The following is a 26354-nucleotide window of genomic DNA, read 5'->3' on the forward strand; positions in this document are numbered from 1 at the left end:
ACTAAAAAAATATGCTCCATAAATTCTAATCTAAAAAAAATAACCTAAAAAATTGTACGTCCCACTCTTTTACTTATTTTTAGCATATAAAAACAACCTCTTTTATTGGGTTGTTTTAAACTGATAAAATAAAAATCATAAATGAGAACACTCGTCATAGGCGACATACACGGCGGTTTAAGAGCCTTGCACCAAATATTAGAAAGAGCTAAAGTTACTACTAAAGATACGCTTATTTTTCTGGGAGATTACGTTGATGGCTGGAGTCAATCGCCTCAAGTACTCGATTTTATAATTGATTTAAAAACCAAACAAAACTGCATTTGCATTCGTGGCAATCACGACGATCTATTATTGGAATGGCTTGATGAAAGTAAAGACAATCTTTTGTGGTACAAACACGGCGGCGAAGCGACGGTTTTGGCCTACGAATCCGTTAGTGTAGAAACGAAACAAAAACATATTGAATTTTTGAAATCCTTAGAAAATTATCATCTGGACGAGCAACGTCGTTTGTATGTTCATGCTGGTTTTACCAATGTGAATGGTGTTGTTTACGAATATTTCCCTGGACTATTTTATTGGGACAGAACCTTGTGGGAAACGGCATTGGCATTAGACAAAACCATGGCAACAGATAATATTTTTTACCCCAAACGTTTTACTTTATATAAAGAAATTTACATAGGTCATACACCTGTTACCCGAATAGGAGAGAATACGCCCGTTCAAAAAGCGAATGTTTGGAATGTAGATACTGGTGCCGCATTCAAAGGGCCACTAACCATTATGGATGTTGACACTAAGGAATTCTGGCAAAGCGAACCGTTGACTCAGTTGTATTTTGATGAAAAAGGAAGAAATTAGTTTTTATTGAACTATTTTTGCAACCATTTAAAGACTTAAATATGAAAAAGAGTATTACAGTACTAGTATTATTGACCGTTGGTTTGATGCATGCACAAGCCTTTAAAGGAAAAGGAGATGTTAAATTTGATGTAGGCGCTAACTTTCAAGAAGGAGGATCTGGAATTCGGGTTTCTGCTGATTTTGGACTTGGAGAAAACATGTCATATGGGTTTGCTACTTCTTATTTGTTATCGGTTTCTAATGATGATTTAGGAAATAAACCAGAATTTGATGATCGTATTGACGCGAAGGTTAGATTCAATGCGAACTTAGGAAATGTATTTCAACTCGACGAAAAAATGGATCTTTATCCTGGATTGAATTTGGGTCTCAGAAATTTTGGTGCACACTTAGGATTGCGCTATTTCTTTACCGAAGGTTTTGGTATTTTTACTGAAGCTGGTATTCCTATCGCTAGTTATAAAACAGATGCCATAGGTTTTGACAAACTGAACAACCAATTTACATTTAATATTGGTGCTTCTTTCAACCTGTAGGTAAATCATCTATATAAATCAAAAAAGGCAATTTGAAATATTCAAATTGCCTTTTTTAATTTGTTCCATTTAATCTACAAATCAAATTTGATTCCTTGTGCTAAGGGCAAACTTGTGGTGTAATTGATGGTATTGGTTTGTCTTCTCATATACACTTTCCAAGCATCAGATCCCGACTCACGTCCGCCACCTGTTTCTTTTTCTCCTCCAAAAGCACCTCCAATTTCTGCACCTGAAGTTCCAATATTTACGTTTGCGATTCCACAATCAGACCCTACAACCGACAAGAATAATTCCGCTTCACGTAAATTATTGGTCATGATTGCAGATGATAAACCTTGAGCTACTCCGTTTTGAATAGCAATAGCATTCTCTACAGTTCCTGAGTATTTCAATAAATATAAAACGGGTGCAAATGTTTCGTGTTGTACAATTTCAAAAGTATTCTCGGCTTCGGCAATTGCTGGTTTTACGTAACAACCACTTTCGTAACCTTCGCCAGAAAGCACGCCTCCTGCTACTAATATTTTTCCGCCTTCGGCAACAACTTTTGTTAAGGCATTGTTGTACATTTCTACCGCATGAGTATCAATAAGTGGCCCCACATGGTTGTTTTCATCTAAAGGATTTCCGATACGCAGCTGACCATAGGCTGAAACCACAGCATCTTTCACTGTATCGTAAATACTTTCATGAATAATTAATCGACGTGTCGAAGTACAACGTTGTCCAGCTGTTCCTACTGCTCCAAAAACAGCACCTATAACTGTCATTTTGATATCAGCATCTGGTGTTACAATAATGGCATTATTCCCACCCAATTCTAGTAATGATTTTCCAAGGCGACCCGCAACAGCTTGCGCTACGATTTTCCCCATTCGAGTAGAACCAGTAGCCGAGATTAACGGTACACGTCTATCATTAGTCATCATTTCCCCTACTTTATAATCTCCGTTTATTAAACATGAAATTCCTTCTGGCAAGTTATTTTCTTTGATTACTTCGGCAATAATATTTTGACAAGCGATACCACAAAGCGGTGTTTTTTCAGATGGTTTCCAAACACAAACATCACCACAAATCCATGCTAAAGCCGTGTTCCAAGCCCAAACGGCTACTGGAAAATTAAACGCTGAGATGATTCCAACAACCCCCATTGGGTGGTATTGCTCATACATACGGTGACCTGGACGCTCAGAGTGCATAGTCAATCCATGTAATTGACGAGAAAGACCTACTGCAAAATCACAGATATCGATCATTTCTTGTACTTCACCATAGCCTTCTTGCAATGATTTTCCCATTTCATAGGAAACTAATTTACCGAGTGCTTCTTTATTTTTACGCAATTTTTCTCCAAACTGACGCACAATTTCCCCACGTTGTGGCGCTGGCATTGTCTTGAATGTTTTAAAAGCTCCGCTTGCTGTTTGCATTACTTTCTCGTAATCTGTTGCAGTAGTTGTTTTTACTGAAGCAATACGTTGACCATCAACTGGCGAATAACTTTCTAAAATTGCTCCGTTAGAAAAATTATTTATCCCTGTTGATGTTCCCTCGTTTATGGATTGAACGCCTAACTGCGCCAATGCTTCTTTCATTCCGAATTGATCTGCTATTGTTATCATTGTAACTTTTCTATTAAAAATTGTTATATTTTTTCACAAATATATTGATTTGACTTGAAATACAACCTAGTGTCGCTTCAAATTTGCGTATTTATGTCCCTAAAATTTATTTAAAATTTACTTGTATTCCTCTTTCGTTTGTCTAGAAAAATTACATTGGCGATCTAAACTGAAAACAAAATAAACTAGTTTACGAATTTTAATTTTTAGCCCCGGTAGTAGCGGCATCCTTTTATGACTGTTTTTGCAGGAATAAAAGATACAGCGAATGACGGGAATAGCTCCCAATGAAAATTAGTCTTTGGATACAAATTTTGGGTCGGCCTCCATGATTGTGCCACAAGAATCACAAGTTCTCAAGGCAATTGAGTTATAGAAATGTTTAAAATGCGGCAAGAAATCTTTTTCGATATCTTTTAGCTCAAATTTTACTTCGTACAGTTTGTGGTTGCAGTTGTCGCAGTGCCATAAAAGTCCGTCCGTAAATCCTTTCCCCGCTCGTTTGCGTTCGATTACCAAACCTATTGAACCCTCTGAACGTACTGGAGAGTGCGGAACATTAGCAGGATGCAAATACATGTCGCCCGCGTGGAGTTCCATTTCCTTGCGGACACCATCTTCTTGAATAACAACTTTTATGGAGCCTTCTAACTGGTAAAACAATTCTTCTGTTTCGTTGTAATGATAATCTTTACGGGCATTGGGCCCTGCAACAAGCATCACAATATAGTCTCCAGATTCTAGGTATAAATTTTTGTTCCCAACAGGTGGTTGGAGTAAATGACGGTTTTCGTCTATCCATTTATTGAGGTTAAACGGTTGTGCTATTGCCATGTTTGCTAATTTAGATGTAAAGTTATGAAATAAAAAAGCACTATTATTTTTCTTTGATTAAATAAATATAGACTGGAAAATGATCGCTGAATCCGATTTCGGTATTGGAATGTCGCAACGGATAGCCTTTATATTGTCCGCTTATTTGTATCAAAAAAGACTTATTATAAATTCCGGCTTTCCAGAACCGATAACTGGAATAATCAGGTTGTATCAAGGTTTCAGAAACCATGATCTGGTCAAAAATATCCCAAGCATCACGAAAGGCAATGGTTCCAAAACCTTTTTTGGCCATATCCTCGAAGGGATTGTAGATCCCAAAAGGCTTCACTTCAGCTTTTTTAGCTTTAGCGCCAAGAGCAACTTTGACACTTTTATTGTATGCGCCATCGTTTAAATCGCCTAATAATATAATTTTTGCCTGTGGATTAATGCGTTGCAGAGAATCGATTATTTTTCGGTTTAAAGCTCCCGCAGCTTCGCGAAACGGGCTTGATTTTTTCTCCCCGCCAGAACGGGATGGCCAGTGATTAACGATAATATTAATTTCCTCGCCCTCCAGGAATCCAGTTACAAGCAATTGATCTCGCGTGTAAACTCTGTAATTTTTTGCGCTTACTTGCAATTCATCATCTGTTTTTTCTTCGGTATTAGTCTTTTCAATTTCATTTGTGGCACTTGCTTTTTTGAAGATATACAAAGGAATATTGCTGTAACTAGTGGGTTGGAATTTCTTTTTTTGATACAAAAGCGCCACGTCAATTCCTCTTTTGTCAGGCGAATCAAAATGAATGATTCCGTATTCTTTCTCAATAAGTTTAGGTTGCTTGACTAAATCTTCTAGTACGCCTCTATTCTCTATTTCGCAACCGCCAATAAAAGTAGGTGCATCGGGGTTTTCAGCAGAACCAATTTCAGCTAAGACACGAGCAAGGTTAGCAAGTTTTTTTCGGTATTTATCAAATGTCCAACGCTGCAATCCATTGGGAGTCCATTCTTCATCAAAAGTATCCGGGTCGTTTATGGTGTCAAAAAGATTTTCAAAATTATAAAACGCAACCGTATGAATGGTATATTTCTTTGATTGTGCAATTGCCTGGGTGATTGTAAAAAGGTAAAAAAGAACCCAAACTATTTTTCTCATAAACATAACTTTTAACGAAAATTTTACCTTACCAACTGTTGCCTATAAAAATAGTCATTTGCAATGAACTTCAAGTTATTTTCTAATTGTCTATCTTTGATTTTATCAAAACAATACACCAAAGTAAACAATATTTCTGAACAGCAATACAGCATGAATCAAAATCGATTTCCTTCTACCAACCAAAATCTTATTTTTTATCGCTTGCTATTGCTCATTTTTATTTTTCAATCGTTAAACAGTCAAGCCCAAAAACACATGATTACACCACCTAATTTACAAAAAGGAGATACCATTGCGATATTAGCTACAGCCCGAAAAAATGTAGAAGATAATTTGAAACCTGCCATTGATTTGTTGCACAGCTGGGGACTTGAAGTAGTAATAGGAAGCACGATTGGACTCGATAACAACCAGCTCGCCGGGACTGATGAACAACGTGCAGCCGATTTTCAGCAGCAATTAGACAATCCTAATATCAAAGCGATTTGGTGTGTAAAAGGCGGTTATGGAACCGTTCGAATGATAGATTTGTTAGATTTTACTGCCTTTAAAAAACAGCCTAAATGGATTGTTGGTTTTAGCGATGTAACCGTTTTACACAATCATTTAAATACTTTGGGTTATAAATCCGTTCATGGAATCATGCCAATAACAGTTCCGCGCGCTACTGATCAAGCTAAGGAAACATTACGAAAGGCGTTGTTTGGAGAAAAACTATCCTATACTGTTGCTCCTTTTGGGAAAAATAAAATAGGAAAAGCTTCGGGGGAATTAGTAGGCGGGAATTTATCAATATTATATAGTTTATTTGGTTCGCCATCCGCAATTGACTGTTCTGATAAAATATTATTTATAGAAGATCTAGACGAATATTTGTACCATATTGATCGTATGATGATGAACTTAAAACGCAATGGTTGTTTAGAAAGCATTAAAGGAATTGTGGTAGGTTCGATGACCAAAATGAAAGATAACGACATTCCTTGGGGTAAAAATGCCATTGAAATCATTGAAGATGTAACTAAAAAATACCATATTCCAATTTTATACAATTTTCCGGCAGGTCACATTCAAGACAATAGAGCCTTGATTTTGGGCCGTAAAGTAACGCTAGATGTACTGGAAAAAGGTGGGACTCTTACCTTTGAATAATTAGATTGTTGATTAATAATTTTTCACTACACCTATTTGCATACTAAATACTTCAATTGAAAACTGATTACTTTATATGGCAGAACACAACGAACTTGGCAAATTAGGAGAAGAAATGGCTGTCGAATATCTACGAAAAGACGGCTATACTATTTTACAAACCAACTACACTTTTCAGAAAGCAGAAATTGATATTCTTGCCCAAAAAGAGAATACGCTTGCAGTTGTTGAAGTAAAAACTCGTTCTTCATTGGATTTTGGTTTGCCTCAGGATTTTGTAAAACCAAAAAAAATCCAGCATCTTGTTAAAGCTGTTGATGCTTTTGTAAACGAAAGAGATCTTGATATGGAAGTGCGTTTTGACATTATTGCCATCCACAAAGAAGGCAAATCTTTTGTAATTGAACATCTTATTGACGCGTTTTATCATTTTTAGTATGATTTTGTTGTTGTTATATTTGTAACAAATTGTTTTTTATTTATCTTTGTTTTTATTTAGGCACTAATAACGTCAACACTAACAAACAACTAAAAATCACATCATGAAAACTGTTTCTTCTATCGTTGAAAACTATATCAAAACAAAGCCCTTTTTACTAAATGCATTATCGTTAGGTATTATTAACCTGACTTCTTTATCGAGAAATATAATGACCGAATTAGAAGGTGATTTTGGTAAAGAGGTGAAACAAGGTGCTGTGGTGATGGCGTTAAAACGACTAACGGAAGAATTAGATTTTAGACTGAATCATAAAATTAATAAAGTTATCAAAAACATTGGTGAAATCACAGTTCGTTCTGCCTTGACGGATTATACCTTTGCTGCATCAGATACTGTACTAAACAAACAAGCCGACTTAATTACAGATATTAATTCGCTTCCTGATATATTTTACACCTCATCCAGAGGGGTAAATGAAACGAATATAGTTGTTAGTAATAGCGTTAATCACTTGGTAGACAAACATTTTTCTACTGAAAAACTGATTCAGAAATTAGATAATCTGGCTTCAATAACCGTAAAATTACCCAAAGAAAACATAGTTGTTCCGGGGATTTACTACTTCATTTTTCAGCGTTTGGCTTGGGAAGGAATTATTATAAACGAAGTGATTTCGACTTCAAATGAGTTCACAATTTTAGTAAGCGAAGAACAGGTTGATGTGGCTTTTAAAGTAATTAAGGATTTGAAGAATTAGATGAGTTTCTAATATTTCGGTTTTTGTTTAGTTCCTTTAAAATTAATTATTTCAATACTTGAATTTTTATAATTTACTCGGTAAACCAAATAGTTATTTTTATCTATTATTGCTTTATGAAGATTTTTATAGGTTTCAGATTTTGGATATAAGTCAGGGAATAGACTAATCTGATTGGCAACTTGGTTGATATTTTCTTCCAATTGCAAAATTTCTCTAAAAGTCCATTCTGCTTCTAATTATTCAATTACAATTACCAGACCGTTATCGGCTTGTGGATCCCATTTGATCTTTAACGCCATTTGGAAAATCTATTCATTACAGTTTCATGACTAATAAATTCGTCATTTTCTGCTTGTTTTAAACCGATTTCAATTTCAAGTTTTTCATCGGAATTCAGATCAGTGAACCAATCTTTTTCGTTGGCTTTTATTAAAATTTCTGTCATTTCTGGAAAAATTTCATCGATCGCAGACAACTCTTGAATAAAATTATATTTTCTGGTGGCTAAATTCATAACTTAAAATTTTACTGTAACAAAGTTATCTTTTTTGATTGTGTTTAAAAAACAAATCTTTAAATTTAACTAACTATTTCATTTTCAAATATTAAAGAGAGTTGATCATAAAGCTATTATGTATTTACTTGTAGAAGCTAAAAGATAAAATTGAGGTTTAAATTATAGATCAAGTTAAAACAAAAGGCTGCAAACTGCATTGTCTTATTCCCCTCCCAATAGCTCCATAAATTCTAGCGCTGTTCTAGTGTTTTTTACATTGTCAAAAGTTAATAGCAATCGCAAACCAGCCGGAGTTTGTTTTTCTTTCATTTTGCAAATAGAACTGTTTTTTTGCACAAACTGCAAGACTTGATGAAAGCGTTTGGATTGATAATAATCTGATTGTTGATCCGAAATGAAATACCCAATCATCTTGCCTTGTTTCATCACTAATTTTTCGATTCCAATTCGGGTTGCAATCCACTTGATGCGAATGCTATTCATCAACGCTTTGGCACGAGGTGGCATTGGACCAAAACGGTCTATCAACTTGTTTTGGAACACTACCAATTCCTCTTCGTTTTTTACAGTACCTAATTCATTATACAAACTCAATCGTTCCGATACATTATTGATGTACTCATCCGAAAACAGCAATTCAAAATCGGTATCAATTTGTAAATCTTTGACGTATTCTTTGATTTCTATGTTGCTTTCCTCGGGATATAAATCCTTAAATTCATTTTCTTTCAATTCATCAATCGCTTCATTCATGATTTTTTGATAGGTATCAAAACCGATTTCATTAATGAAACCACTTTGCTCACCTCCTAATAAATCACCAGCACCACGAATCTCTAAATCTTTCATCGCAATATTGAATCCGCTTCCCAACTCACTGAATTGTTCCAAAGCCTGAATTCGTTTTCTGGCATCATCCGTCATGGCAGAATAGGGAGGACAAATAAAATAACAAAACGCTTTCTTGTTGCTACGCCCTACTCGACCGCGCATTTGATGTAAATCAGACAATCCAAAATTATTGGCATTATTGATGAAAATCGTATTCGCATTTGGTACATCTAATCCACTTTCGATAATGGTAGTTGCCACCAAAACATCAAATTCGCCGTTCATGAAGGCCAACATCAGTTCCTCGAGTTTCTTTCCGTCCATTTGTCCGTGACCAATACCTACTCTGGCGTTGGGCACTAAACGTTGAATCATTCCCGCTACTTCCTTAATGTTTTCGATGCGGTTATTGATGAAAAAAACTTGTCCGTTTCGCTGTATTTCATACGAAATCGCATCGCGAATTACTTCTTCGCTAAAACCAACTACATTCGTCTCAATAGGATATCGATTGGGTGGTGGCGTAGTAATTACAGATAAATCACGCGCAGCCATTAGTGAAAACTGCAATGTTCTTGGAATTGGCGTTGCCGTTAAAGTTAACGTATCGACATTTGCAGCAATCGTTTTCAGTTTGTCTTTTACATTGACCCCAAATTTTTGTTCCTCATCAACAATCAATAATCCAAGGTCTTTGAAAACCACATTTTTATTGACCAATTGGTGCGTTCCAATCACAATATCGAGTTTACCTTCGGCCAATAATTTTAGTGTTTCCGCTTTTTGTTTGGCAGTTCTAAAACGGTTTAAATAACCAACAGAAACCGGCATATCTTTCAATCTTTCGGTAAAAGTTCTGTAATGTTGGTAGGCTAAAATTGTTGTAGGAACCAATATCGCCACTTGCTTGCTATTATCCACTGCCTTAAAAGCCGCACGAATGGCGACTTCTGTTTTACCAAAACCTACATCTCCACAAACCAAGCGATCCATCGGGCGGTCACTTTCCATATCGCCTTTTACCTCTGCCGTAGATTTGGTTTGGTCTGGGGTATCTTCATATATAAATGAGCTTTCCAATTCGTTTTGCAAATAACTATCTGGCGCAAATTGAAACCCTTTTTCGAGTCGGCGCTTGGCATACAGTTGAATCAAGTTGAATGCAATATGTTTGACGCGCGCTTTGGTTTTTTGTTTTAAAATCTTCCACGCATTCGACCCCAATTTGTAAATTTTGGGAGGCGTTCCGTCTTTTCCGTTGTATTTTGAAATTTTGTGTAGCGAATGAATACTCACATACACAATATCATTATCGGCATAAACGAGCTTGATGGCTTCTTGTGTTTTGCCTTCGACTTGTATTTTTTGCAACCCTCCAAAACGTCCAATTCCGTGATCAATGTGCGTTACATAATCACCTACAGAAAGTGTTGTAAGTTCTTTTAAAGTGATATTCTGCTTTTTCGAATAGCCATTTTTGATGCTGAATTTATGGTAGCGTTCAAATATTTGGTGATCAGTGTAACAAGTAATTTGGTTTTCATCGTCAACAAATCCTTGGTACAAAGGCAAAACAACCGTGTGGTATTGCTTTCTTATATTCTCAGAATTGGCTTCGTCCAAAGTTTCAAAAATATCATGAAAGCGTTTGGCCTGAGCATCATTAGAACAAAACAAATAATTTTTATATCCGTTGAAATGATTTTCACTTAGATTATTCAACAATAAATCAAATTGTTTGTTGAACGACGGTTGTGGCTGAATGTGAAATTCGAATTTTTGAGTAGTTCTAAAAATCGCTTTTGAACTCCATTCGACTATAGAAAAATCCAACGCTCTTTTTACGAACTGAGTTTGATTTAAAAACAATTGGTCAGGAGTTGAACGCTTAATTTCCTGAGACAATTTTGCGAAAGCTTCTTCGGCTTTACCAAATTGTTTGTCTAATTGTGCTAAAAAATCTTCGGTATTCTGAATGAAGATTACTGTTTTCTCCGAGATATAATCTAAGAAACTTTCTCTGTTTTCCTGAAACACTTTATTTTCAACATTGGGGATAATCGTAATCTTCTTTTGCGTTTCAATAGACAGTTGAGTGGCTACATCGAAGGTTCGGATGCTTTCTACTTCATCTCCAAAAAATTCGATTCGGTACGGATTATCATTCGAAAACGAAAAAACATCTACAATTCCGCCACGAACTGAAAATTCTCCAGGTTCTGTAATAAAATCGACTCTTTTAAACTCGTATTCAAACAGTACTTCGTTGATAAAATCAATTGAAATTTTATCTGCCACAGCAACTTTCAACGTGTTTTTATCTAATTCCTTTCGAGTCACCACTTTCTCAAATAAGGCTTCGGGATAGGAGACAATAACGGCTGGTTTCTTGCGGGAATTGATTCGGTTTAACACTTCAGCGCGAAGCAAAACATTCGCATTATCTGTATCTTCGATTTCGTAAGGACGACGAAAAGATCCAGGGTAAAATAGTACATCTTGCTCGCCAATCATCTGTTCCAAATCGTTCAAGTAATACGCAGCTTCTTCCTTATTGTTCAAAACAATTAAAAAAGGAAGTTCTGCTTTCTTGAAAATGGACCGAATCACAAATGAAAATGAGGAACCTAGAAGTCCTGTAAGATGCATTTTGACTTGTTTGTTTTCTACTAAACGAGCAACAATTTGTTGTGTTTTAGGCGAATTATCGTAGGTAGTGTATAAAGCTGTTTTACTCAACGCGTGGAATGTTTGGGTCTATTTTAGGTGTATTGGGAATGGCTCTTGAAGTGTCCATCATTCTTAATAAATCAGATTCTCCTTCTTCAATTGGAATTTTACTTTTCTCGACAATTTTATCCATTTGACGTTGTAAGGACACCAATTCTAAGTTAATTTCAGCTACGAGTTGCGTCACTTTTTTATCTGGAATGTTATCTAAATGAATGTACAAATCCAACATTTGTACTTTAGTGATCAAAGTTCCTATTCTGCTTCGTATTTGCGGTTTATCGTATTGAATTGGAATTTGGGCTGTAAGCGCCATGACTTTTTTAGTCAGTGCTTTTGATTTTTGCTGAAAAGCGGCAATCGTTTTTTTAGGTTTTTGTGCCAATTCTGCTAAAAAAATTCGCCACTCGTTCCAACTCGACAAACTATTTTCAGAAGCTTCGGTCACTGGCGTGTCATAAAAAATCCAGCCTTTTTGTATATTTTTTAAAATTACTTCTTTTTTCTGTACCTCTTTCCTGTTTTCAGCAAAGCGTTTTTGATCCTCGTTTTTACAAGAGACCAAAACCAAAATAAGAGAACAGCAAACGGCTAATTTATATTTCATTTTTAATTTCATTAAAGTACAAAGTTACAAACTAAATTTACAATAATGAATTCCAGAAATGGGGAATACTTTCATTGCTGAAACTCATTAAAAGGATCTTAAATTAGTTCGTAAAATGAAAAATAAAGAAACTAAAAATGCCATTTCAGTACTGTCTATAATCTAAGATTATGAAAACTTTTTGGTAATTATTTAAAAAACGGTTTCCTAATTATTCTTTAAAATTATGATTTCGATAACTCATTTGCATTTATACCCTTTATTAAAAGCCAAAACCGACTAAACCATTTCTATTTTAAAACTATTTTAAGAATTTTTTAAACTTTTCTATCAAAACTAATTTACTGACGAAAACGTTATATTTGTTTTTCCAAACAGATAACGATGAGTACTAAAATATTAATCATAGGCGCTTGTGGCCAAATAGGAACAGAGCTTACGCAAAAGTTACGCTCGATTTACGGAACCGAAAATGTAATTGCATCAGACATTCGAAAATTGAATACCGATGTGGTCAATTCGGGTCCGTTTGAAGTGGTGAATGCACTGGATTTTAATCAAATTGAACATTTAGTAGAGTTGCATCAAATTGACGAAGTATATTTGATGGCAGCACTTTTATCCGCTACAGCCGAGAAAAACCCAGCATTTGCTTGGGACTTGAATATGAACTCCTTGTTTCATGTTTTGAATTTGGCGAAAGCCGGAAAAATAAAAAAAATATTTTGGCCTTCGAGTATTGCCGTTTTTGGACCAACAACTCCTAAAGAAAATACACCACAATACACGGTTATGGAGCCTTCAACGGTCTACGGAATAAGCAAACAAGCGGGCGAAAGATGGTGCGAATACTACCATAATATCTTTGGGGTAGATGTACGAAGCATCCGTTATCCGGGTTTAATCAGCTGGTCATCTCCTCCTGGCGGAGGAACTACAGATTATGCTGTGGATATTTTTCATAAAGCGCTAGCCGACAAAAAATACGAGTGTTTTTTATCCTCAGAAACCAAAATGCCGATGATGTACATGGACGATGCTATTGCGGCAACCATCCAAATCATGCAAGCGCCTGCTGAAAAAATTAAAATTCGATCTTCATACAATTTGGCAGCTATGAGTTTTACACCTACTGAGATTGCTGCCGAAATCCAAAAGCACATTCCTGAATTTACCATTTCGTACCAACCTGACTTTCGCCAAAAAATAGCCAACAGCTGGCCTGCGAGTATTGATGATGCTGAAGCCAGAAAAGACTGGAACTGGAAACATGAATTTGATTTGAAATCAATGACAGTGGACATGTTGAAAAATTTGAGTGCCGAAAAAGAATAATACTTTTAGTACTATAGAATTTGGGTTTTAAAAAATTAGAATGAAAATCTAGTTTTTTGAAACCCTATTTTTTTTATTAATCGTCATCACTAGTGTCCACTAAAAAATAAAACAAGTTCTTTGAAATTATTGTAAATCTGTATTTTAAGAGTCATTTTTGAGCGTGACGATTTGAAATGATTATTATGTTCGTAAATCAATATTACGAATATGAATCACGGTAAATATGTCTTTTCTCAACTGATTGAATTTCTTCCTCAACGTGTTTTTGACAGGTTAACTAGTAAATATTTTGGCAATAAATCGGTCAAACATTTTACTTGTTGGAATCAATTATTATGTATGATTTTTGGTCAGCTTTCAGCAAGAGAAAGTTTAAGAGATTTGATAATTGTTATAGAAGCACATCAATCAAAATCATATCATTTAGGATTTGGCAAAAATGTAACTCGTAGCAATTTATCCAAAGCTAATGAAAATCGTAATTATAAAATATTTGAAGAGTTTGCCAATCATTTAATATTGATTGCTCGGGATAAAAACAGCAATGATGCTTTTGAAATAAAAGGTAATATTTATGCTTTTGATTCTTCAACAATTGATCTATGCTTGAGTGTATTTTGTTGGGCTCATTTTCGAAAAACTAAAGCAGGAATAAAATTGCACACTCTATTTGATATTAATACACAAATCCCTGTATTTATCCATATAACAGAAGCAAATGTGCACGATGTTAATGCAATGGATGTCATAGATTATGAGTCATTTGCGTATTATATTTTTGACCGTGCTTATGTTGATTATGATCGACTTTTTCGAATTACAAAAGCAAATGCTTATTTTGTTGTTAGAGCAAAATCTAATGTGAAATTTAAAAGAATGTATTCTCTAAAAATTGATAAAACCACTGGAATTAAATATGACCAAATTGGTAAAATAGAAGGTTTTTATACCTCAAAAGATTATCCAGAAAAGATACGAAAAGTAAAATTTTTCGATACTGAAAATAAAAAAATGTTAGTATTCTTGACTAATAATTTTGAATTATCAGCTCAAGATATTGCACTACTTTACAAACAAAGATGGCAAGTAGAATTGTTCTTCAAATGGATAAAACAGCACCTAAAAGTTAAGACCTTTTGGGGAACAACAGAAAATGCTGTTCGTATTCAAATCAATGTAGCAATTGCAACTTACTGTTTGGTTTCTATAATAGCAAAAGATTTAAAAATCAATCGTTCAACCTACGAAATTCTACAAATTTTATCCGCATCATTACTCGACAAAACATCTATAAATGAACTACTTATGAAATCAGATTACAATAATGTCAATGAACATAATACTAACCAGCTGGTTTTCAACTTATTTTAATTGGACACTAGTGAATCGTCATATAAATAAAATTTAGTTAAATTTGATTAAAGCATCAGCGCCATGAAACTAAAATCAAGTGAACCTTTTTGGTTGGTAAAAAACGGAATCATAAACTCGTATCCGTCATTAAGAGAAAATGTGGATACAGAAATTTTAATCGTAGGCGGTGGAATAACCGGTAGTCTTATAGCCCATCAGTGTATGGCGGACGGTTACAAAACCGTACTGATTGACCGCAGAGAAATTGGTCATGGAAGCACATCTGCTACGACATCGATGTTGCAATATGAGATTGACGTTCCTTTGTACAAACTTATTGATTTAATTGGTGAAAAAGCTGCCGTTGAAAGCTACTGGGCGTGCTATAAATCGATTGATGATTTAAAAAAAATAGTGCAACAAGTAAAATCTGATTGTGGATTCGAGAAAAAGGAATCGCTTTATTTTGCGGCTTTAAAGAAAGACGTTGTCTGGTTAAAAAAAGAATTCGAGGCGCGGAAAAAAATTGGAATGCCTGTAAAATGGCTGGAAGCCGAGGAAATTGATAAAAAATTTCATATCAAACATTTGCATGGTGGAATCTTATCCGAACAAGGCGGCAGCATCGATGCTTTCCGATTAGCCCATGATATTCTAGCATACAATCATGAAAAAGGATTACAAATCTTTGATAAAACCGATATCAAAAAAGTTACTTACAAACAAAATGGCGTAACCGTTCTAACAGAACATGGCACTACCATTACCGCAAAAAAAATAATTTACTGTAACGGTTTTGAAAGTACCGAAATCATTAAAGACAAGTTTGTAAAATTACTTTCTACTTACGCCATTGTGGGAGAACGTTTTGAAGACAATCAATCGCATCTTAACGACACGCTATTTTGGAATACCGCGGAACCTTACATGTATATGCGAACCACGGATGATAATCGATTGCTTATTGGCGGAGAGGATGAAGATTTTGTCGACGCTGCAAAAAGAGATTCCTTACTCAACGACAAGTCTGATAAGTTGACTACATATCTGAAGAAAATCTTACCTGATTATGATTTCAGAATGGATTTTGTTTGGGCGGGTACATTTGGCGAAACCAAAGATGGCTTGCCATATATTGGAAAACATCCTAATTTTTCAAGCGCTTATTTTGTTTTGGGCTTTGGCGGCAACGGCATCACATTTTCAGTTATTGGAATGGAACTTGTTTCTGAAATGTTGAAAAACAAGAAACATCCTTTAGCTGAAAATTTTAAATTCAGAAGGTAATTTTTAATAGAAACTCCTAAGTATACTGCATAAAAAAAGCCCTTTTCAGGGCTTTTAAATTTTACTTTACTTCGTATGTGTTATTTTCTTTTTTAATATCAGCCATTAAACTACTTGGGTCAATTGTGATTTTCTTAATAGAAGCTTTTGGTTTAGCAATGCTAAGCTCATACGTTGGATACGCCCAGGCCCAGTCCGAAAGTACTGTTCTTTTTACCGCTACATTCGGGTTTGGTTTTTCGAAACTCATCATTCGCAATGGAACGTAAAAACTTTCTGTTGTACCATCAGTATATTCTACCGTTAAATCAATTGGCATTGGCATTCTACCCATTCGTTCCAAAACCACCTTAGTTTGTCCTGCAGTTTCGGTCACTTCTTTAATCCCATAATCTATGGTGTTTGTAGTTTGTGTCCAATCAGTCAAGTACCAATCTAAGTTTGCTGCAGAGATTCTCTCAGCAGATCTTTTGATATCATTTGGTGTAGGATGTTTGAATTTAAAATCGCTATAATATTTTTTCAACGTCTTCATTACATTCTCTTTTCCTATCAAATACATCAATTGGGTTAGGAACAATTCGCCTTTACTATATGATGTTATGCTGTACACTCTATTTTCGTCAAAACGATCCGCGTGTGTTCCTTGAGGCAATTCTTTTCCTGAATTTACCATCGAAAAATATCCTGAGTAGCCACCTAAAAATGGGTTTTCTACTTTTTTATCAGCAATCGCGTCCAGTCCAAAATCTTCCAAAAATGAAGTAAATCCTTCGTCCATCCAACCGTGCTTCGATTCATTTGAAGCTAACACATGCTGGAACCATGAATGCGCCATTTCGTGTGCCGTTACACCAAGCAAACCTTCAAACGTGCCTTGTCCTAAAATCAACGTACACATAGCATATTCCATTCCGCCATCGCCTCCTTGAATTACGGAGTACTGCTTGTATGGATAATCGCCAACAGTTTTGTTGTAAATCTCCATTAACTGTACTGTTTTTGGTTGTAAATTTTTCCAGTTCTGAATAAATTGTGGGTTGTTTTTATACAAGAAATGGATGTCGACACCATTAGGTCCTTTCGCCACATCGTGAATATAATCCTTATCTGCTGCCCAAGTAAAATCATGAACCATGGGTGCATTAAAATGCCAAGTCAACGTTTTCGCTTTCTTTGGCACATTGACCACAACACCTTGATCTTGGTAACCAAAACCAATTTCATTTTTGTTTTGTAAGTAGCCCGTACCGCCTAGAACGTAGTTTTTATCGATCGTGATTTTGACATCAAAATTTCCCCAAACACCGTGAAATTCTCTGGCGATGTAAGGATCAGCATGCCAACCTTCAAAATCAAATTCGGCTAGTTTTGGATACCATTGTGACATTGATAATTCTACACCTTCGGCATTATTTCGACCAGAGCGACGTATTTGAATAGGAACTTGCCCATCAAAATCAAGTGTGAAAGTTGATTTTGAATTGGGTAAAATAGGTTGAGCCAAAGTAACCTCTAGAATAGTTCCTACTTCTTTTGCAACAGCAACTGCACCATCTTGTTTGAAATTAGCAATTCGCAAATAGCCCATTTCGTTCGGCTTCAAATTCTTAATCCGACTTTCTTTGATTTCCTTATCGCCTACTTTTATTTTTGAGACCATTCTGCCGTCTGGATCTTTGATGCTTTGAATTCTCGCATCCATTTCGCTTCCTGGTTGGAAGGCATTATTAAAAAGATGGTAATATACTTTTCTTAATGTATCTGGCGAATTATTGGTATACACCAATTCCTGTTTTCCTTTGTATTGATAGGTTTTCACATCCATGGAAACCTCCATTTTGTAATCTACATGCTGTTGCCAATAGGTATTACTTTGCGCAAACAAACTCGTAAAACTTACTGTTAAAAACGAAAATAAAACTATTTTTTTCATAATTAGTTGAAATAAAAATGGAAGGACAATTTGTCCTTCCATGAATTAAATTTTTAAAATGTTACTTTTTGGACATTTTTTCAGCCATCAATAAAGCATTGTAGGCATTTACAATTTTACCAGATTTGGATAATGTTGCAAAAGAACGAACATCTCCAGCTTTACCTCCAACTATTACATCGGTTGTGATAGCAACACCAGATTCCATCAAGATATATTTTACTTGCTTAGCTGTCAATTTTGGATAATAGGAACGAATCAAAGCAGCAACTCCAGCGGTATTAGGCGCAGCCATTGAAGTACCTTGTAAGTATTGGTATTCGTTGTTTGGAGTGGTTGCATAAATTTTTACTCCCGGCGCAAAAACATCTACATTCAGTTTCCCGATGTTTGAAAAACGAGCAACAACTTTGTCTCCGTATTCAAAATTTAATGCTCCAATCGTAATTACATTATCCGCAAACTCTTTTACTTTATCCTCCGAGTCATTTGGGAAATTCTCAGCAAAATCAATATCTTTTGCGTCATTTCCTGCAGCATGTACAAACAAGACATCTTTTTTCTCTGCATATTTTAAAGCATCATACACCCATTGTCTGTGCGGTGAAAAGCTTTTTCCAAAACTTCCGTTGATTACTTTAGCACCATTATCAACAGCATAACGTATCCCCAATGCAATGTCTTTATCATACTCATCTCCATCTGGTACGGCACGAACAGTTAAAATTTGAACATTATTGGCAACTCCGTCTCCACCTAAATTGTTGTATCTAGACTGAGCCACAATTCCTGCTACGTGCGTTCCGTGCAATATTTCGTTTTTGTCTGGACCCATTACATTATTATTACCATATTTAGTATCGGTAATATCGTTAGGATTATCGCCTACAACTTTACGGTAATCTGTTTTAAGATTGTCACCATTAATAAGGGCCTCTTGCGCCTCTTTTTGTTTTTGAACCGCTACCTTAAGTTCTGCAACTGGTAATCCATACCCTAACATTTGTAGCATTGTAGCTTTACTTTTAAGCAAGTCCTGATCTTGAGTGTCAATTGTCTTTACCTCATCAACAGTATATACCGCTTTACCCAAATGTTTTACAACAGCGGCATCACTTGATGCTAGTGTTTCAATCATTTTTGTAGATCGTTCTTTCACTGTAGCTGCCTCAGCAACTTTTTTGTCATTTAAAGCCTTGGCTTCTTGGTATGTTTTTTCATCTACCAATGATTTATCCTTGATGATTCTTTCGTATTCCAAATTTTCCTTAGTACTGTCACCCAAGAAATTCCAACCGTGCATGTCATCAATATAACCGTTTTTGTCATCATCAATTCCGTTACCCGCAATTTCTTTGGCATTGGTCCAAAGTACTGATTTTAAATCCTCGTGTTCTATATCAACACCAGAATCTACGATACCTACAATAACGGGCACCCCTTTTTTTCCTTTTAGCAATTCAGCGTATGCTCTGTCAACACTCATTCCAGGAATGGTATCGGTTACAATATCCAAGTGACTCCAACGTTTCAAATCGTTTTCAGCAAGTGGTGCTTTTTTCTTAATATTTAAGGGAGCTGCTATTGCAGTAAAACTTGACGTACTAGCACTAGTAACCTGTTTTGCTGTTCCACATCCAACCAATGCTAAAAAAGCAAAAGCAGAAATGTAAATGGGTTTGATGGTATTCATTTGTTTGTTTTTATTAATTTTTGAAATATTGGACTAAAATAATTGATTTTGTCAAACAAATAAAAGGATTAACAGTACATTAAGAAAATATAAACGAAGTTTTTATTTGATAAGATTCAAAAAAATAAAAAAAGCTACCCTTTACAGGTAGCTTTGATCTTGTGTTTAATTGCATTGTTAATTACCGCATAAAGCTGTATAATCCTCAAACATCTTGATGTAAGTTTCTTTATTTTCAAAATTATAAAGTCCATTATTGATGTTTTCAATCATTTTAGGACAATCTGAAAAATATTCTCTTAATTCTTTTTTTCTACCAATTAAAACAGCTGGACTGAAAAATTCATCTTGAATTTGCTTCTTCAAAACATAAGCATCTTGAGGGAAAAACTCATGAAATACTGATATTTTTTCTCCCTTTTTAATTTCTTCAAACAAAGAATATCTTTTTGTATTTACATCAGATGTAAGACCTATTCCTTTACCTGTTTGACCAGCTATATAGAAATGACCTTCATTATCTTTGATAGTGACCACTTTTTTCAAGTTAGTGCGTTCTGGTTTTTTCTGTCCTTCAATGGTAATTCTAACTGTGCTTTTATCTGAACCAATCCCATTTGCTAGAGCACGAAGAGCTGAAACTTGAGTCTCCGTTCTATAATCTACCATTTCAGGAAAATCACTGATAATTCTCACCTTACCTCTAAAAACCTTACCTTCTACATCTTCTACTTCACCATCAAATTCAGCATATCTAAAAGCGGTTGCAGCTTTTTTGTACGATGCTAAAATAGGTTCAGATTGAACTGCCTCTAAAGTAGTCGCTTTTTCAGTAGTTTTCTTGTAATTATCAATATTTTTTGCTAGATCTACTAAAAAAGGATGATGTGTTCGCATGCCTAAAAAACTTTTCTCGTTTTCTTTCACGCCTTCAAAATATTTTGAAGCTTCTTCAACTTGACCTAAGAGTAAATTGGTTGTGGCTAAATTATAATAAGCGCTAAAACGCACTTTTTTCTGAATATCCTCGTCATTTTTATCTTCAAAAGCTAAAAATTCTGTCCAATACTTTTGAGCTTCACCGAATAAGCTTGGCCAATCGGCTCTATCTACATCGACTAAAGTTGGTAGTACTTGAACCGATTGATTGAACTCATCTGGATTAAAAGTTGATTTTGATTTCTTTTTCTTCTCAATATCAAAATAACGCAAACCCGAAACTTCTGGTCCATATAAATAGAACCCCTCAAACTCCTGTAACATTGAATAGAAATTGGTATTCAAAATTCGAATTACTAAAGCTTCATAACTATACGTTGGATCAGTTACATATAGGTTAACTTTTGGAGTTGTATACCTTTTGTAAATAACCTTGCCTGTTTTGTCCATGATTTCAAGGTTAGACTCCATTCCTATATAATACGCTGGAGATTTTTGATAAGACCACTGCACATAATCTTCGTCATTAATAGACTCAAATCTTGAAACGGTGTATTTAATTTTAAATTCTCCTTCATTCGTTTTTTTCAAACCTGAAATAAAGAAAATGTTATTTATTTTTTCACTTGAATAAGGAATTTTTCTAAACGTAAAACTATCCTCTATACCTTGCGATAAATCAAGTTTAATTTCATACGATTTATAATTGCTGTATTGATCATCAACAGGAGGTTCAGGTCCTCTTAAGTTCAAAGTGTTTTTTCTTTCTTCATCTTGACCTGTAGACGAACTTGCACCCTCTACTTTACTAATCATTTTACCAAGTGAAAACTGACTGTAACCATTACCACTTAGAATTGTAAAGCATACTATAAATGCTAATTTTGTAATATTTTTCATTTATAACGATTTTAGAGTTGGGTTATGTCTCGATCTTAATTTAGCAATTTTAAAATCTTCAATTAATTTATTAGCATTATTAATTAATTCTTTACTGTCAGCTTTGTCATATTCATTTAAGATCAATTTATCAGCTTCAAGAATAGATTTCTCTGGTTCGTCTAATAAATTATAAATCACTGCTAAATTATAATAAGCAGAGTATCTCATTTTACGAGCTGGTTTACTATCATCAGTATATTTTGTCTTTAAGGAGTCAAAATATTCTATTAAAGGTTGCATATTACTTTTTAAATCATCTATTGGCTCATCAGCCTTCATGGTTTTAAACAATGCTCTAACAGCTTGTATAGCTTCTATTTGAGTAGCACCTTCTTCGTTTTTAGCATCTAAAATCCACATCATTTGGTTACTGTAAACTGGGCGATAACCGTAAGTATAGTTGATGTTATAATTAAAATTTTTTACCACGCTTTCTACATAATTTCTTAATGCATTATCATGAAATACATTTTGGTTCAAATAGTAATATTTCATAGCTGCGGAACGATCTGAATACTCGGTAGTTTTGAATTCAATATCCTCGTTGAGAGTTATATTGGAATCATCATTAGATGTTACAGTGTCTTTTTTTACAACGGCATTTTTCAAAAATCTATTGGCAGATGCAGCTGCTTGTTTTGTTTTTTCTGCCTCTAATTCCTTTGCTGATAGAGGCTTAGGTGTATGCGGGCCAACAACTTTTGCATGTGCCCTACCTGAATATTTAACTAAAACATAATAAAACTCTCTGCGACTCGTTACTTTACCATCTTTATCTTTTGTCTCCTCAACACGGGTTTGCGGAGTCACCCCTGTTTCAATAAAATCTTCAATTTTGAGTTCAATATTTACGGTTGTGTTTTCGTAAGATTTTTTCCAGCCTTTAATGCTAATCTTGTCATTTACTGTCGTAGGATCTACAAAACTTTGCATTTTAACTCCTAAATTCACAAGAGAGAAGTATGATCTTTTTTCAAAAGGTACAGGCTCCTTTGGAAGTATCTGATAACTAACCTCAAAATAAAAACGATCTAAGTCTACTTTTTGAGCTGAAATAGTAACAGAAACTAAAAACAACAAAAAAATTAAAGTTTTTTTCATAAGTGTATTTTTTATAAATTTGGGACAAACCTATTTATAATATTCAAGAAAAACAACTTATTCTCTTACTAAAGTTTTAAGAATTAAATAATTAGAGATTGCTTAATCTTTTAGAATTATTACTCCACTTTTTAAAAACAAAAAACAAAAAAATAAACTCCAAAAAAAATCCCCTATTACAACTGTAGTAAGGGAATTGCTTTTTTGAAAATGGTGCTTTAAAAAATTTCATTTGTTGTATAAACCTCCTTCAACCGAACGCCTTTATCTGTATTTTGTACTGTAATAATTTCATTGTGGGCATCATGTTCTAAAAATAAGTAGTGATTATTATCTGCAGCATCTTGCAGAAACTTTTCTTTTTCAGGCATTGTTAATAAAGGTCTCGTATCATAACCCATCACATACGGAACCGGAATATGTCCTGCTGTAGCCAATAAATCAGCGCAAAAAACAATTGTTTTATCCTGATATTTCAAACGCGGAATCATTTGTTTTTCGGTATGTCCATCAGCAAAGAAAATTCCTAAACCCAATTCTGATTTTTCAAGAAAATCGCTTTCAGGTCTTTTTATAAAATGCAATTGGCCACTTTCCAGCATGGGTAAGATATTTTCAGACAAGAACGAAGCTTTCTCTCTAACGTTTGGTTTTGTTGCCCATTCCCAGTGGTTTTCGTTGGTCCAAAATTTAGCATTTTTAAACGCTACTTCGTAACCCGTTTTGTCTTTGTTCCATTGTATACTTCCTCCGCAATGGTCAAAATGCAAATGCGTCATAAACACATCCGTAATATCATCTCTGTGAAAACCGTATTTAGCTAGTGATTTATCTAAGGAGTGGGTTCCCCAGAGCGAATAGTACCCATAAAATTTTTCAGACTGTTTGTTTCCCATTCCCGTGTCCATCAAAATCAATTGGTTACCATCTTCAATTAATAAACAACGTGCTGCTATGTCAATGAGGTTATTGGCATCGGCTGGATTGGTTTTGTTCCAAATAGTTTTTGGTACCACGCCAAACATTGCGCCACCATCTAACTTAAAGTTACCCGTTTCTATTGGATATAATTTCATGAATATTGTATTTAATTGAAAAAAAAATGCAATTTAATCCTTTAGTTTTATTTACTACGCTTATTTGCGTATTTTAGAAGTGTATTATTATTTTTAATATTGTGCTTTAAATCAGGGAATATGAAAAAAAGAATTGGGATTGTTGAAGACAACCGCGATTTACGAGAAGCACTAGCAATGATGATTCAGTTTACTGAACAATTTGAACTAGCTGGGACTTTTGAAAATGCAGAAACGGCAATTGCAATTGTTCCTACAATAGCAATTGATGCATTATTAATGGATGTTAATTTACCGGGTCATAACGGTTATGAATGTGTTTCGATATTAAAAGCCAAAAAACCTGAACTTCTCTTTATAATGTGTACTTCTTCAGAAGATGATGAAATTATTTTTAATAGTTTAAAAGCAGGAGCTAGTGGATATATTTTGAAAACCGAAGGCCCCACTAAGATTATTGATGCCTTGAATGATTTATTTGATGGCGGAAGTCCTATGAGTGGTAGCATTGACCGAAAAGTAGTGGCAAGTTTTTCAAAATTAAATATTATTGATGAAAGTGTACAACTATTAACACCTCGTGAAAACAAAATTTTAGAACTGTTGGCTACTGGAAAAATGAATAAGGAAGTAGCGGACGAACTTCAAATAAGTGGCGGAACAGTAAGAAAACACATTCAGCATATTTATGAAAAACTACAAGTAAACACTAGGGTTGAAGCAGTAAATCTATTTTTAAAGAGATAATTAAAATGAAAGAAAAATGAAATTATATTACTTCCTATTTTTTCTGTTTTCGGCCGTTTTTGTTTTTTCTCAAGAAACAATTTCAGATAAAAAAAAGTCGTTTGATAAATGCACAACTAGTACTTGTAAAATAACGAATTCAATTGCTATTTCAGAACAATATTTGGAACTCGACCAAATTGAAGAAGCTCAAAAATGGTTGGATTATTCTAAAAAGGTTTTATTAAAGTATCCAAATGATAGCGAGCAGTATTTAGTAAACAGTTTACAATCGGAGCTCTTTTATTATTCGGGATTGTATCAATTTGGTTTACACGAAGCTCAAAAAGCAATAAAATTTGCCAAAAAATCCAAAGACAGTTTACTCCTTTCGAATGCTTTTCTCCTTGAAGGAATTAATTGGTATGAAATAGGAAAAATAGCCAAAGCAGAAGCCTCTTACCATAAAGCCAAGAGCTACTTTCCAGTAAAAATGCATATCGGTCACAAAAGATATCAAATCAACAAAGAATACATTTATAATGATATTGCCCAATTAAAAATTAAAACCAGCCAATTGGATTCGGCTTATTTTTATAATAAAAAAGCGTACGGTTTTGCTAGAAATTTAAAAGATAATAGGTGTATTGCTAATGTTGAGCGTACTTTTGGAGAACTGTTTTTAAAGCAAAATAAAAAAGATTCAGCTGTGTTTTATCTCAAAAAAAGTATCAAAACATCTTTAGACGCAGCGATTTATGATACCGCTTTATTAGGTTTTGGAAGTTTGATAGAATCTAGTTCTAAAAAATCTCGAACAGTTTATTATTATTTTGAGAAAGGACAGGAAATAATAAAAAAACACAATGTAAATCCTTCTTTTCAAAAACTTTTTTACGAGCAGTCATTAGCCAAATTTCAATCTCTAGATGATAAAAACTTATTGTTGTCAACTCAAGAAAAGTTATTGCAAATTGAAAAAGAAACGAATCAAAACGGGAATCTTTATATTCAAAACATTACGGATCAATATATTAACAGTGAAAAAAAACTGTTATTGGCTAAAATTAATGAATTAGATAAAGAAAAAAATATAAAAGTTTTACAACTTCTTGCTACGATTTTTTTCGGTTTAATTTTATTGCTAGTAATTATTATAATAAGAAGGAAAAACCGGTTACAAAAGAAAATTTTAAATCAAAAAAATGAGATTAGTAATGACCTTCACGATGATATAGGCAGCGAATTAAGCAGCATTTTAATCAATGTCAATTTATTAAAAAATTATGATCCTAACGACAAGCAAAAAGTCCTTATTGACAAAATAAGCAATACCAGTTCTGAAATTTCTCAAAGGCTTAATGCCTTTATTTGGTCCCTGAATGCAGATAATAATAATGTTCAGAATTTTACGGAATATGTAAAACAATATGCTTACAAATTTTTTGAAGGAACTGCAATTAAGTTAATTTTTTCGGACGATATTGAGGCTATTTCGAACAGAATTTTAAACGGAAATTCCCGAAAAAATCTATTTTTTTCTATCAAGGAAGCACTAAATAATACTGTAAAACATGCAGAAGCCACTAAAGTGATTATTGCCATTTCTTCAATTGAAAAAAAAGGACTTCTAGTTACTATTAAGGACAATGGCAAAGGATTTCAGGAAGAGAACAAGTTTGGTAACGGACTGGTAAATATTAAAAAGAGAATTGCTTCTTTAAAAGGGAATGTAAAAATACAGTCCGATAATGGATTGAAAATCAGCATTGAAATTCTTTTTTAATATTTATTTAAATACGAAAAAAAGTAAATACGCCATTGAGCGTATTTTTTTTGGCTTACAATCACCTCTATCTTTTAAAAATACTAAGCTATTTAACTTTTTTTAAGAAAAACCCCATTTATT

Annotated in this window: 21 protein-coding genes; 10 read left to right on the forward strand and 11 right to left on the reverse strand. The window is 34.3% G+C overall.

The window, feature by feature from the left end; genetic code table 11:
* Window positions 1-141: 141 nt before the first annotated feature.
* Together ACNQGO_RS03540 and ACNQGO_RS03545 are read left to right on the forward strand one after the other, a co-directional pair.
* The gene (locus ACNQGO_RS03540; RefSeq protein WP_417975896.1) at window positions 142-867 is read left to right on the forward strand and encodes a metallophosphoesterase family protein; all 726 of its coding nucleotides are present in this window, start codon (window positions 142-144) and stop codon (window positions 865-867) included.
* 41 nt (window positions 868-908) lie between these two features.
* Complete coding sequence (locus ACNQGO_RS03545; RefSeq protein ID WP_417984213.1) at window positions 909-1406, forward strand: DUF6646 family protein; 498 nt, start codon at window positions 909-911, stop codon at window positions 1404-1406.
* Window positions 1407-1480: 74 nt separating this feature from the next.
* Here ACNQGO_RS03545 and amaB read toward each other — a convergent pair whose 3' ends face one another.
* The 3 genes from amaB to ACNQGO_RS03560 all read right to left on the reverse strand — a co-directional run bounded on the left by amaB (window position 1481) and on the right by ACNQGO_RS03560 (window position 5012).
* Window positions 1481-3034 carry an L-piperidine-6-carboxylate dehydrogenase gene (gene amaB / locus ACNQGO_RS03550; protein ID WP_417984215.1) on the reverse strand — a complete coding sequence of 518 codons (1554 nt, stop codon included), beginning with the start codon at window positions 3032-3034 and terminating at the stop codon, window positions 1481-1483.
* Window positions 3035-3328: 294 nt separating this feature from the next.
* Window positions 3329-3868 (reverse strand): 3-hydroxyanthranilate 3,4-dioxygenase, encoded by a 540-nt coding sequence (locus ACNQGO_RS03555; protein ID WP_417984217.1) that lies wholly within the window; start codon window positions 3866-3868, stop codon window positions 3329-3331.
* A 43-nt stretch (window positions 3869-3911) separates the two neighbouring features.
* Window positions 3912-5012 (reverse strand): endonuclease/exonuclease/phosphatase family protein, encoded by a 1101-nt coding sequence (locus ACNQGO_RS03560; RefSeq protein WP_417984219.1) that lies wholly within the window; start codon window positions 5010-5012, stop codon window positions 3912-3914.
* A gap of 258 nt (window positions 5013-5270) precedes the next feature.
* Here ACNQGO_RS03560 and ACNQGO_RS03565 point away from each other — a divergent pair, with 258 nt between their 5' ends.
* The 3 genes from ACNQGO_RS03565 (at window position 5271) to ACNQGO_RS03575 (ending at window position 7366) form a co-directional block, all read left to right on the forward strand.
* Window positions 5271-6167, forward strand: coding sequence for a S66 peptidase family protein (locus ACNQGO_RS03565; protein WP_417947634.1), 897 nt, complete (start codon window positions 5271-5273; stop codon window positions 6165-6167).
* Between the two features lie 76 nt (window positions 6168-6243).
* Window positions 6244-6603, forward strand: a complete 360-nt coding sequence (locus ACNQGO_RS03570; RefSeq protein WP_417947633.1) for a YraN family protein — start codon at window positions 6244-6246, stop codon at window positions 6601-6603.
* 106 nt (window positions 6604-6709) lie between these two features.
* Entirely contained in the window at window positions 6710-7366 is a 657-nt protein-coding gene (locus tag ACNQGO_RS03575) for an aspartate kinase (protein WP_417984221.1), read from the forward strand.
* Window positions 7367-7658: 292 nt separating this feature from the next.
* On the opposite strand, the gene ACNQGO_RS03580 is transcribed toward ACNQGO_RS03575, so the two are convergent.
* The 3 genes from ACNQGO_RS03580 to ACNQGO_RS03590 form a co-directional block, all read right to left on the reverse strand.
* Window positions 7659-7883 (reverse strand): hypothetical protein, encoded by a 225-nt coding sequence (locus ACNQGO_RS03580; RefSeq protein ID WP_417947977.1) that lies wholly within the window; start codon window positions 7881-7883, stop codon window positions 7659-7661.
* A 204-nt stretch (window positions 7884-8087) separates the two neighbouring features.
* The gene (gene mfd, locus ACNQGO_RS03585) at window positions 8088-11456 is read right to left on the reverse strand and encodes a transcription-repair coupling factor (RefSeq protein WP_417984223.1); all 3369 of its coding nucleotides are present in this window, start codon (window positions 11454-11456) and stop codon (window positions 8088-8090) included.
* Window positions 11449-12054: a hypothetical protein gene (locus tag ACNQGO_RS03590; RefSeq protein ID WP_417984225.1), complete on the reverse strand. Its 606-nt coding sequence runs from the start codon at window positions 12052-12054 to the stop codon at window positions 11449-11451. Before ACNQGO_RS03590 ends, mfd begins: the two co-directional genes overlap by 8 nt.
* A 384-nt stretch (window positions 12055-12438) precedes the next feature.
* Between ACNQGO_RS03590 and ACNQGO_RS03595 the strand changes: the two genes are divergently transcribed.
* From ACNQGO_RS03595 to ACNQGO_RS03605, 3 genes are all read left to right on the forward strand, one after another.
* On the forward strand, window positions 12439-13389 hold the full coding sequence (locus ACNQGO_RS03595) for an L-threonine 3-dehydrogenase (protein ID WP_417984226.1): 951 nt from the start codon (window positions 12439-12441) through the stop codon (window positions 13387-13389).
* Between the two features lie 210 nt (window positions 13390-13599).
* Window positions 13600-14763 (forward strand): IS4 family transposase, encoded by a 1164-nt coding sequence (locus ACNQGO_RS03600; RefSeq protein WP_417984228.1) that lies wholly within the window; start codon window positions 13600-13602, stop codon window positions 14761-14763.
* Window positions 14764-14826: 63 nt separating this feature from the next.
* On the forward strand, window positions 14827-16032 hold the full coding sequence (locus ACNQGO_RS03605) for an NAD(P)/FAD-dependent oxidoreductase (RefSeq protein WP_417984229.1): 1206 nt from the start codon (window positions 14827-14829) through the stop codon (window positions 16030-16032).
* Window positions 16033-16093: 61 nt separating this feature from the next.
* Here ACNQGO_RS03605 and ACNQGO_RS03610 read toward each other — a convergent pair whose 3' ends face one another.
* From ACNQGO_RS03610 to ACNQGO_RS03630, 5 genes are all read right to left on the reverse strand, one after another.
* On the reverse strand, window positions 16094-17968 hold the full coding sequence (locus ACNQGO_RS03610; RefSeq protein ID WP_417984366.1) for a M1 family metallopeptidase: 1875 nt from the start codon (window positions 17966-17968) through the stop codon (window positions 16094-16096).
* Between the two features lie 61 nt (window positions 17969-18029).
* Window positions 18030-19661, reverse strand: a complete 1632-nt coding sequence (locus tag ACNQGO_RS03615) for a S8 family peptidase (RefSeq protein ID WP_417984230.1) — start codon at window positions 19659-19661, stop codon at window positions 18030-18032.
* A 177-nt stretch (window positions 19662-19838) separates the two neighbouring features.
* Complete coding sequence (locus ACNQGO_RS03620) at window positions 19839-21500, reverse strand: hypothetical protein (RefSeq protein ID WP_417967600.1); 1662 nt, start codon at window positions 21498-21500, stop codon at window positions 19839-19841.
* Window positions 21501-22643, reverse strand: coding sequence for a hypothetical protein (locus ACNQGO_RS03625; protein ID WP_417947901.1), 1143 nt, complete (start codon window positions 22641-22643; stop codon window positions 21501-21503).
* 218 nt (window positions 22644-22861) lie between these two features.
* Window positions 22862-23719 (reverse strand): MBL fold metallo-hydrolase, encoded by an 858-nt coding sequence (locus ACNQGO_RS03630; RefSeq protein ID WP_417967601.1) that lies wholly within the window; start codon window positions 23717-23719, stop codon window positions 22862-22864.
* Window positions 23720-23839: 120 nt separating this feature from the next.
* Here ACNQGO_RS03630 and ACNQGO_RS03635 point away from each other — a divergent pair, with 120 nt between their 5' ends.
* Window positions 23840-24466: a response regulator gene (locus ACNQGO_RS03635; protein ID WP_417984232.1), complete on the forward strand. Its 627-nt coding sequence runs from the start codon at window positions 23840-23842 to the stop codon at window positions 24464-24466.
* Between the two features lie 16 nt (window positions 24467-24482).
* Entirely contained in the window at window positions 24483-26231 is a 1749-nt protein-coding gene (locus ACNQGO_RS03640) for a sensor histidine kinase (protein ID WP_417984234.1), read from the forward strand.
* The last annotated feature ends 123 nt before the right edge of the window (window positions 26232-26354 follow it).

It is taken from the genome of Flavobacterium frigidum (assembly GCF_048286735.1).
Classification (GTDB): domain Bacteria; phylum Bacteroidota; class Bacteroidia; order Flavobacteriales; family Flavobacteriaceae; genus Flavobacterium.

Excerpts from the sequence above, each read along its gene's own strand:
- ACNQGO_RS03540 (WP_417975896.1), top strand. The coding sequence starts at position 142 with ATGAGAACACTCGTCATAGGCGACATACACGGCGGTTTAAGAGCCTTG.
- ACNQGO_RS03545 (WP_417984213.1), top strand. The coding sequence starts at position 909 with ATGAAAAAGAGTATTACAGTACTAGTATTATTGACCGTTGGTTTGATG.
- amaB (WP_417984215.1), bottom strand. The coding sequence starts at position 3,034 with ATGATAACAATAGCAGATCAATTCGGAATGAAAGAAGCATTGGCGCAG.
- ACNQGO_RS03555 (WP_417984217.1), bottom strand. The coding sequence starts at position 3,868 with ATGGCAATAGCACAACCGTTTAACCTCAATAAATGGATAGACGAAAAC.
- ACNQGO_RS03560 (WP_417984219.1), bottom strand. The coding sequence starts at position 5,012 with ATGAGAAAAATAGTTTGGGTTCTTTTTTACCTTTTTACAATCACCCAG.
- ACNQGO_RS03565 (WP_417947634.1), top strand. The coding sequence starts at position 5,271 with ATGATTACACCACCTAATTTACAAAAAGGAGATACCATTGCGATATTA.
- ACNQGO_RS03570 (WP_417947633.1), top strand. The coding sequence starts at position 6,244 with ATGGCAGAACACAACGAACTTGGCAAATTAGGAGAAGAAATGGCTGTC.
- ACNQGO_RS03575 (WP_417984221.1), top strand. The coding sequence starts at position 6,710 with ATGAAAACTGTTTCTTCTATCGTTGAAAACTATATCAAAACAAAGCCC.
- ACNQGO_RS03580 (WP_417947977.1), bottom strand. The coding sequence starts at position 7,883 with ATGAATTTAGCCACCAGAAAATATAATTTTATTCAAGAGTTGTCTGCG.
- ACNQGO_RS03590 (WP_417984225.1), bottom strand. The coding sequence starts at position 12,054 with ATGAAATATAAATTAGCCGTTTGCTGTTCTCTTATTTTGGTTTTGGTC.
- ACNQGO_RS03595 (WP_417984226.1), top strand. The coding sequence starts at position 12,439 with ATGAGTACTAAAATATTAATCATAGGCGCTTGTGGCCAAATAGGAACA.
- ACNQGO_RS03600 (WP_417984228.1), top strand. The coding sequence starts at position 13,600 with ATGAATCACGGTAAATATGTCTTTTCTCAACTGATTGAATTTCTTCCT.
- ACNQGO_RS03605 (WP_417984229.1), top strand. The coding sequence starts at position 14,827 with ATGAAACTAAAATCAAGTGAACCTTTTTGGTTGGTAAAAAACGGAATC.
- ACNQGO_RS03610 (WP_417984366.1), bottom strand. The coding sequence starts at position 17,968 with ATGAAAAAAATAGTTTTATTTTCGTTTTTAACAGTAAGTTTTACGAGT.
- ACNQGO_RS03615 (WP_417984230.1), bottom strand. The coding sequence starts at position 19,661 with ATGAATACCATCAAACCCATTTACATTTCTGCTTTTGCTTTTTTAGCA.
- ACNQGO_RS03620 (WP_417967600.1), bottom strand. The coding sequence starts at position 21,500 with ATGAAAAATATTACAAAATTAGCATTTATAGTATGCTTTACAATTCTA.
- ACNQGO_RS03625 (WP_417947901.1), bottom strand. The coding sequence starts at position 22,643 with ATGAAAAAAACTTTAATTTTTTTGTTGTTTTTAGTTTCTGTTACTATT.
- ACNQGO_RS03630 (WP_417967601.1), bottom strand. The coding sequence starts at position 23,719 with ATGAAATTATATCCAATAGAAACGGGTAACTTTAAGTTAGATGGTGGC.
- ACNQGO_RS03635 (WP_417984232.1), top strand. The coding sequence starts at position 23,840 with ATGAAAAAAAGAATTGGGATTGTTGAAGACAACCGCGATTTACGAGAA.
- ACNQGO_RS03640 (WP_417984234.1), top strand. The coding sequence starts at position 24,483 with ATGAAATTATATTACTTCCTATTTTTTCTGTTTTCGGCCGTTTTTGTT.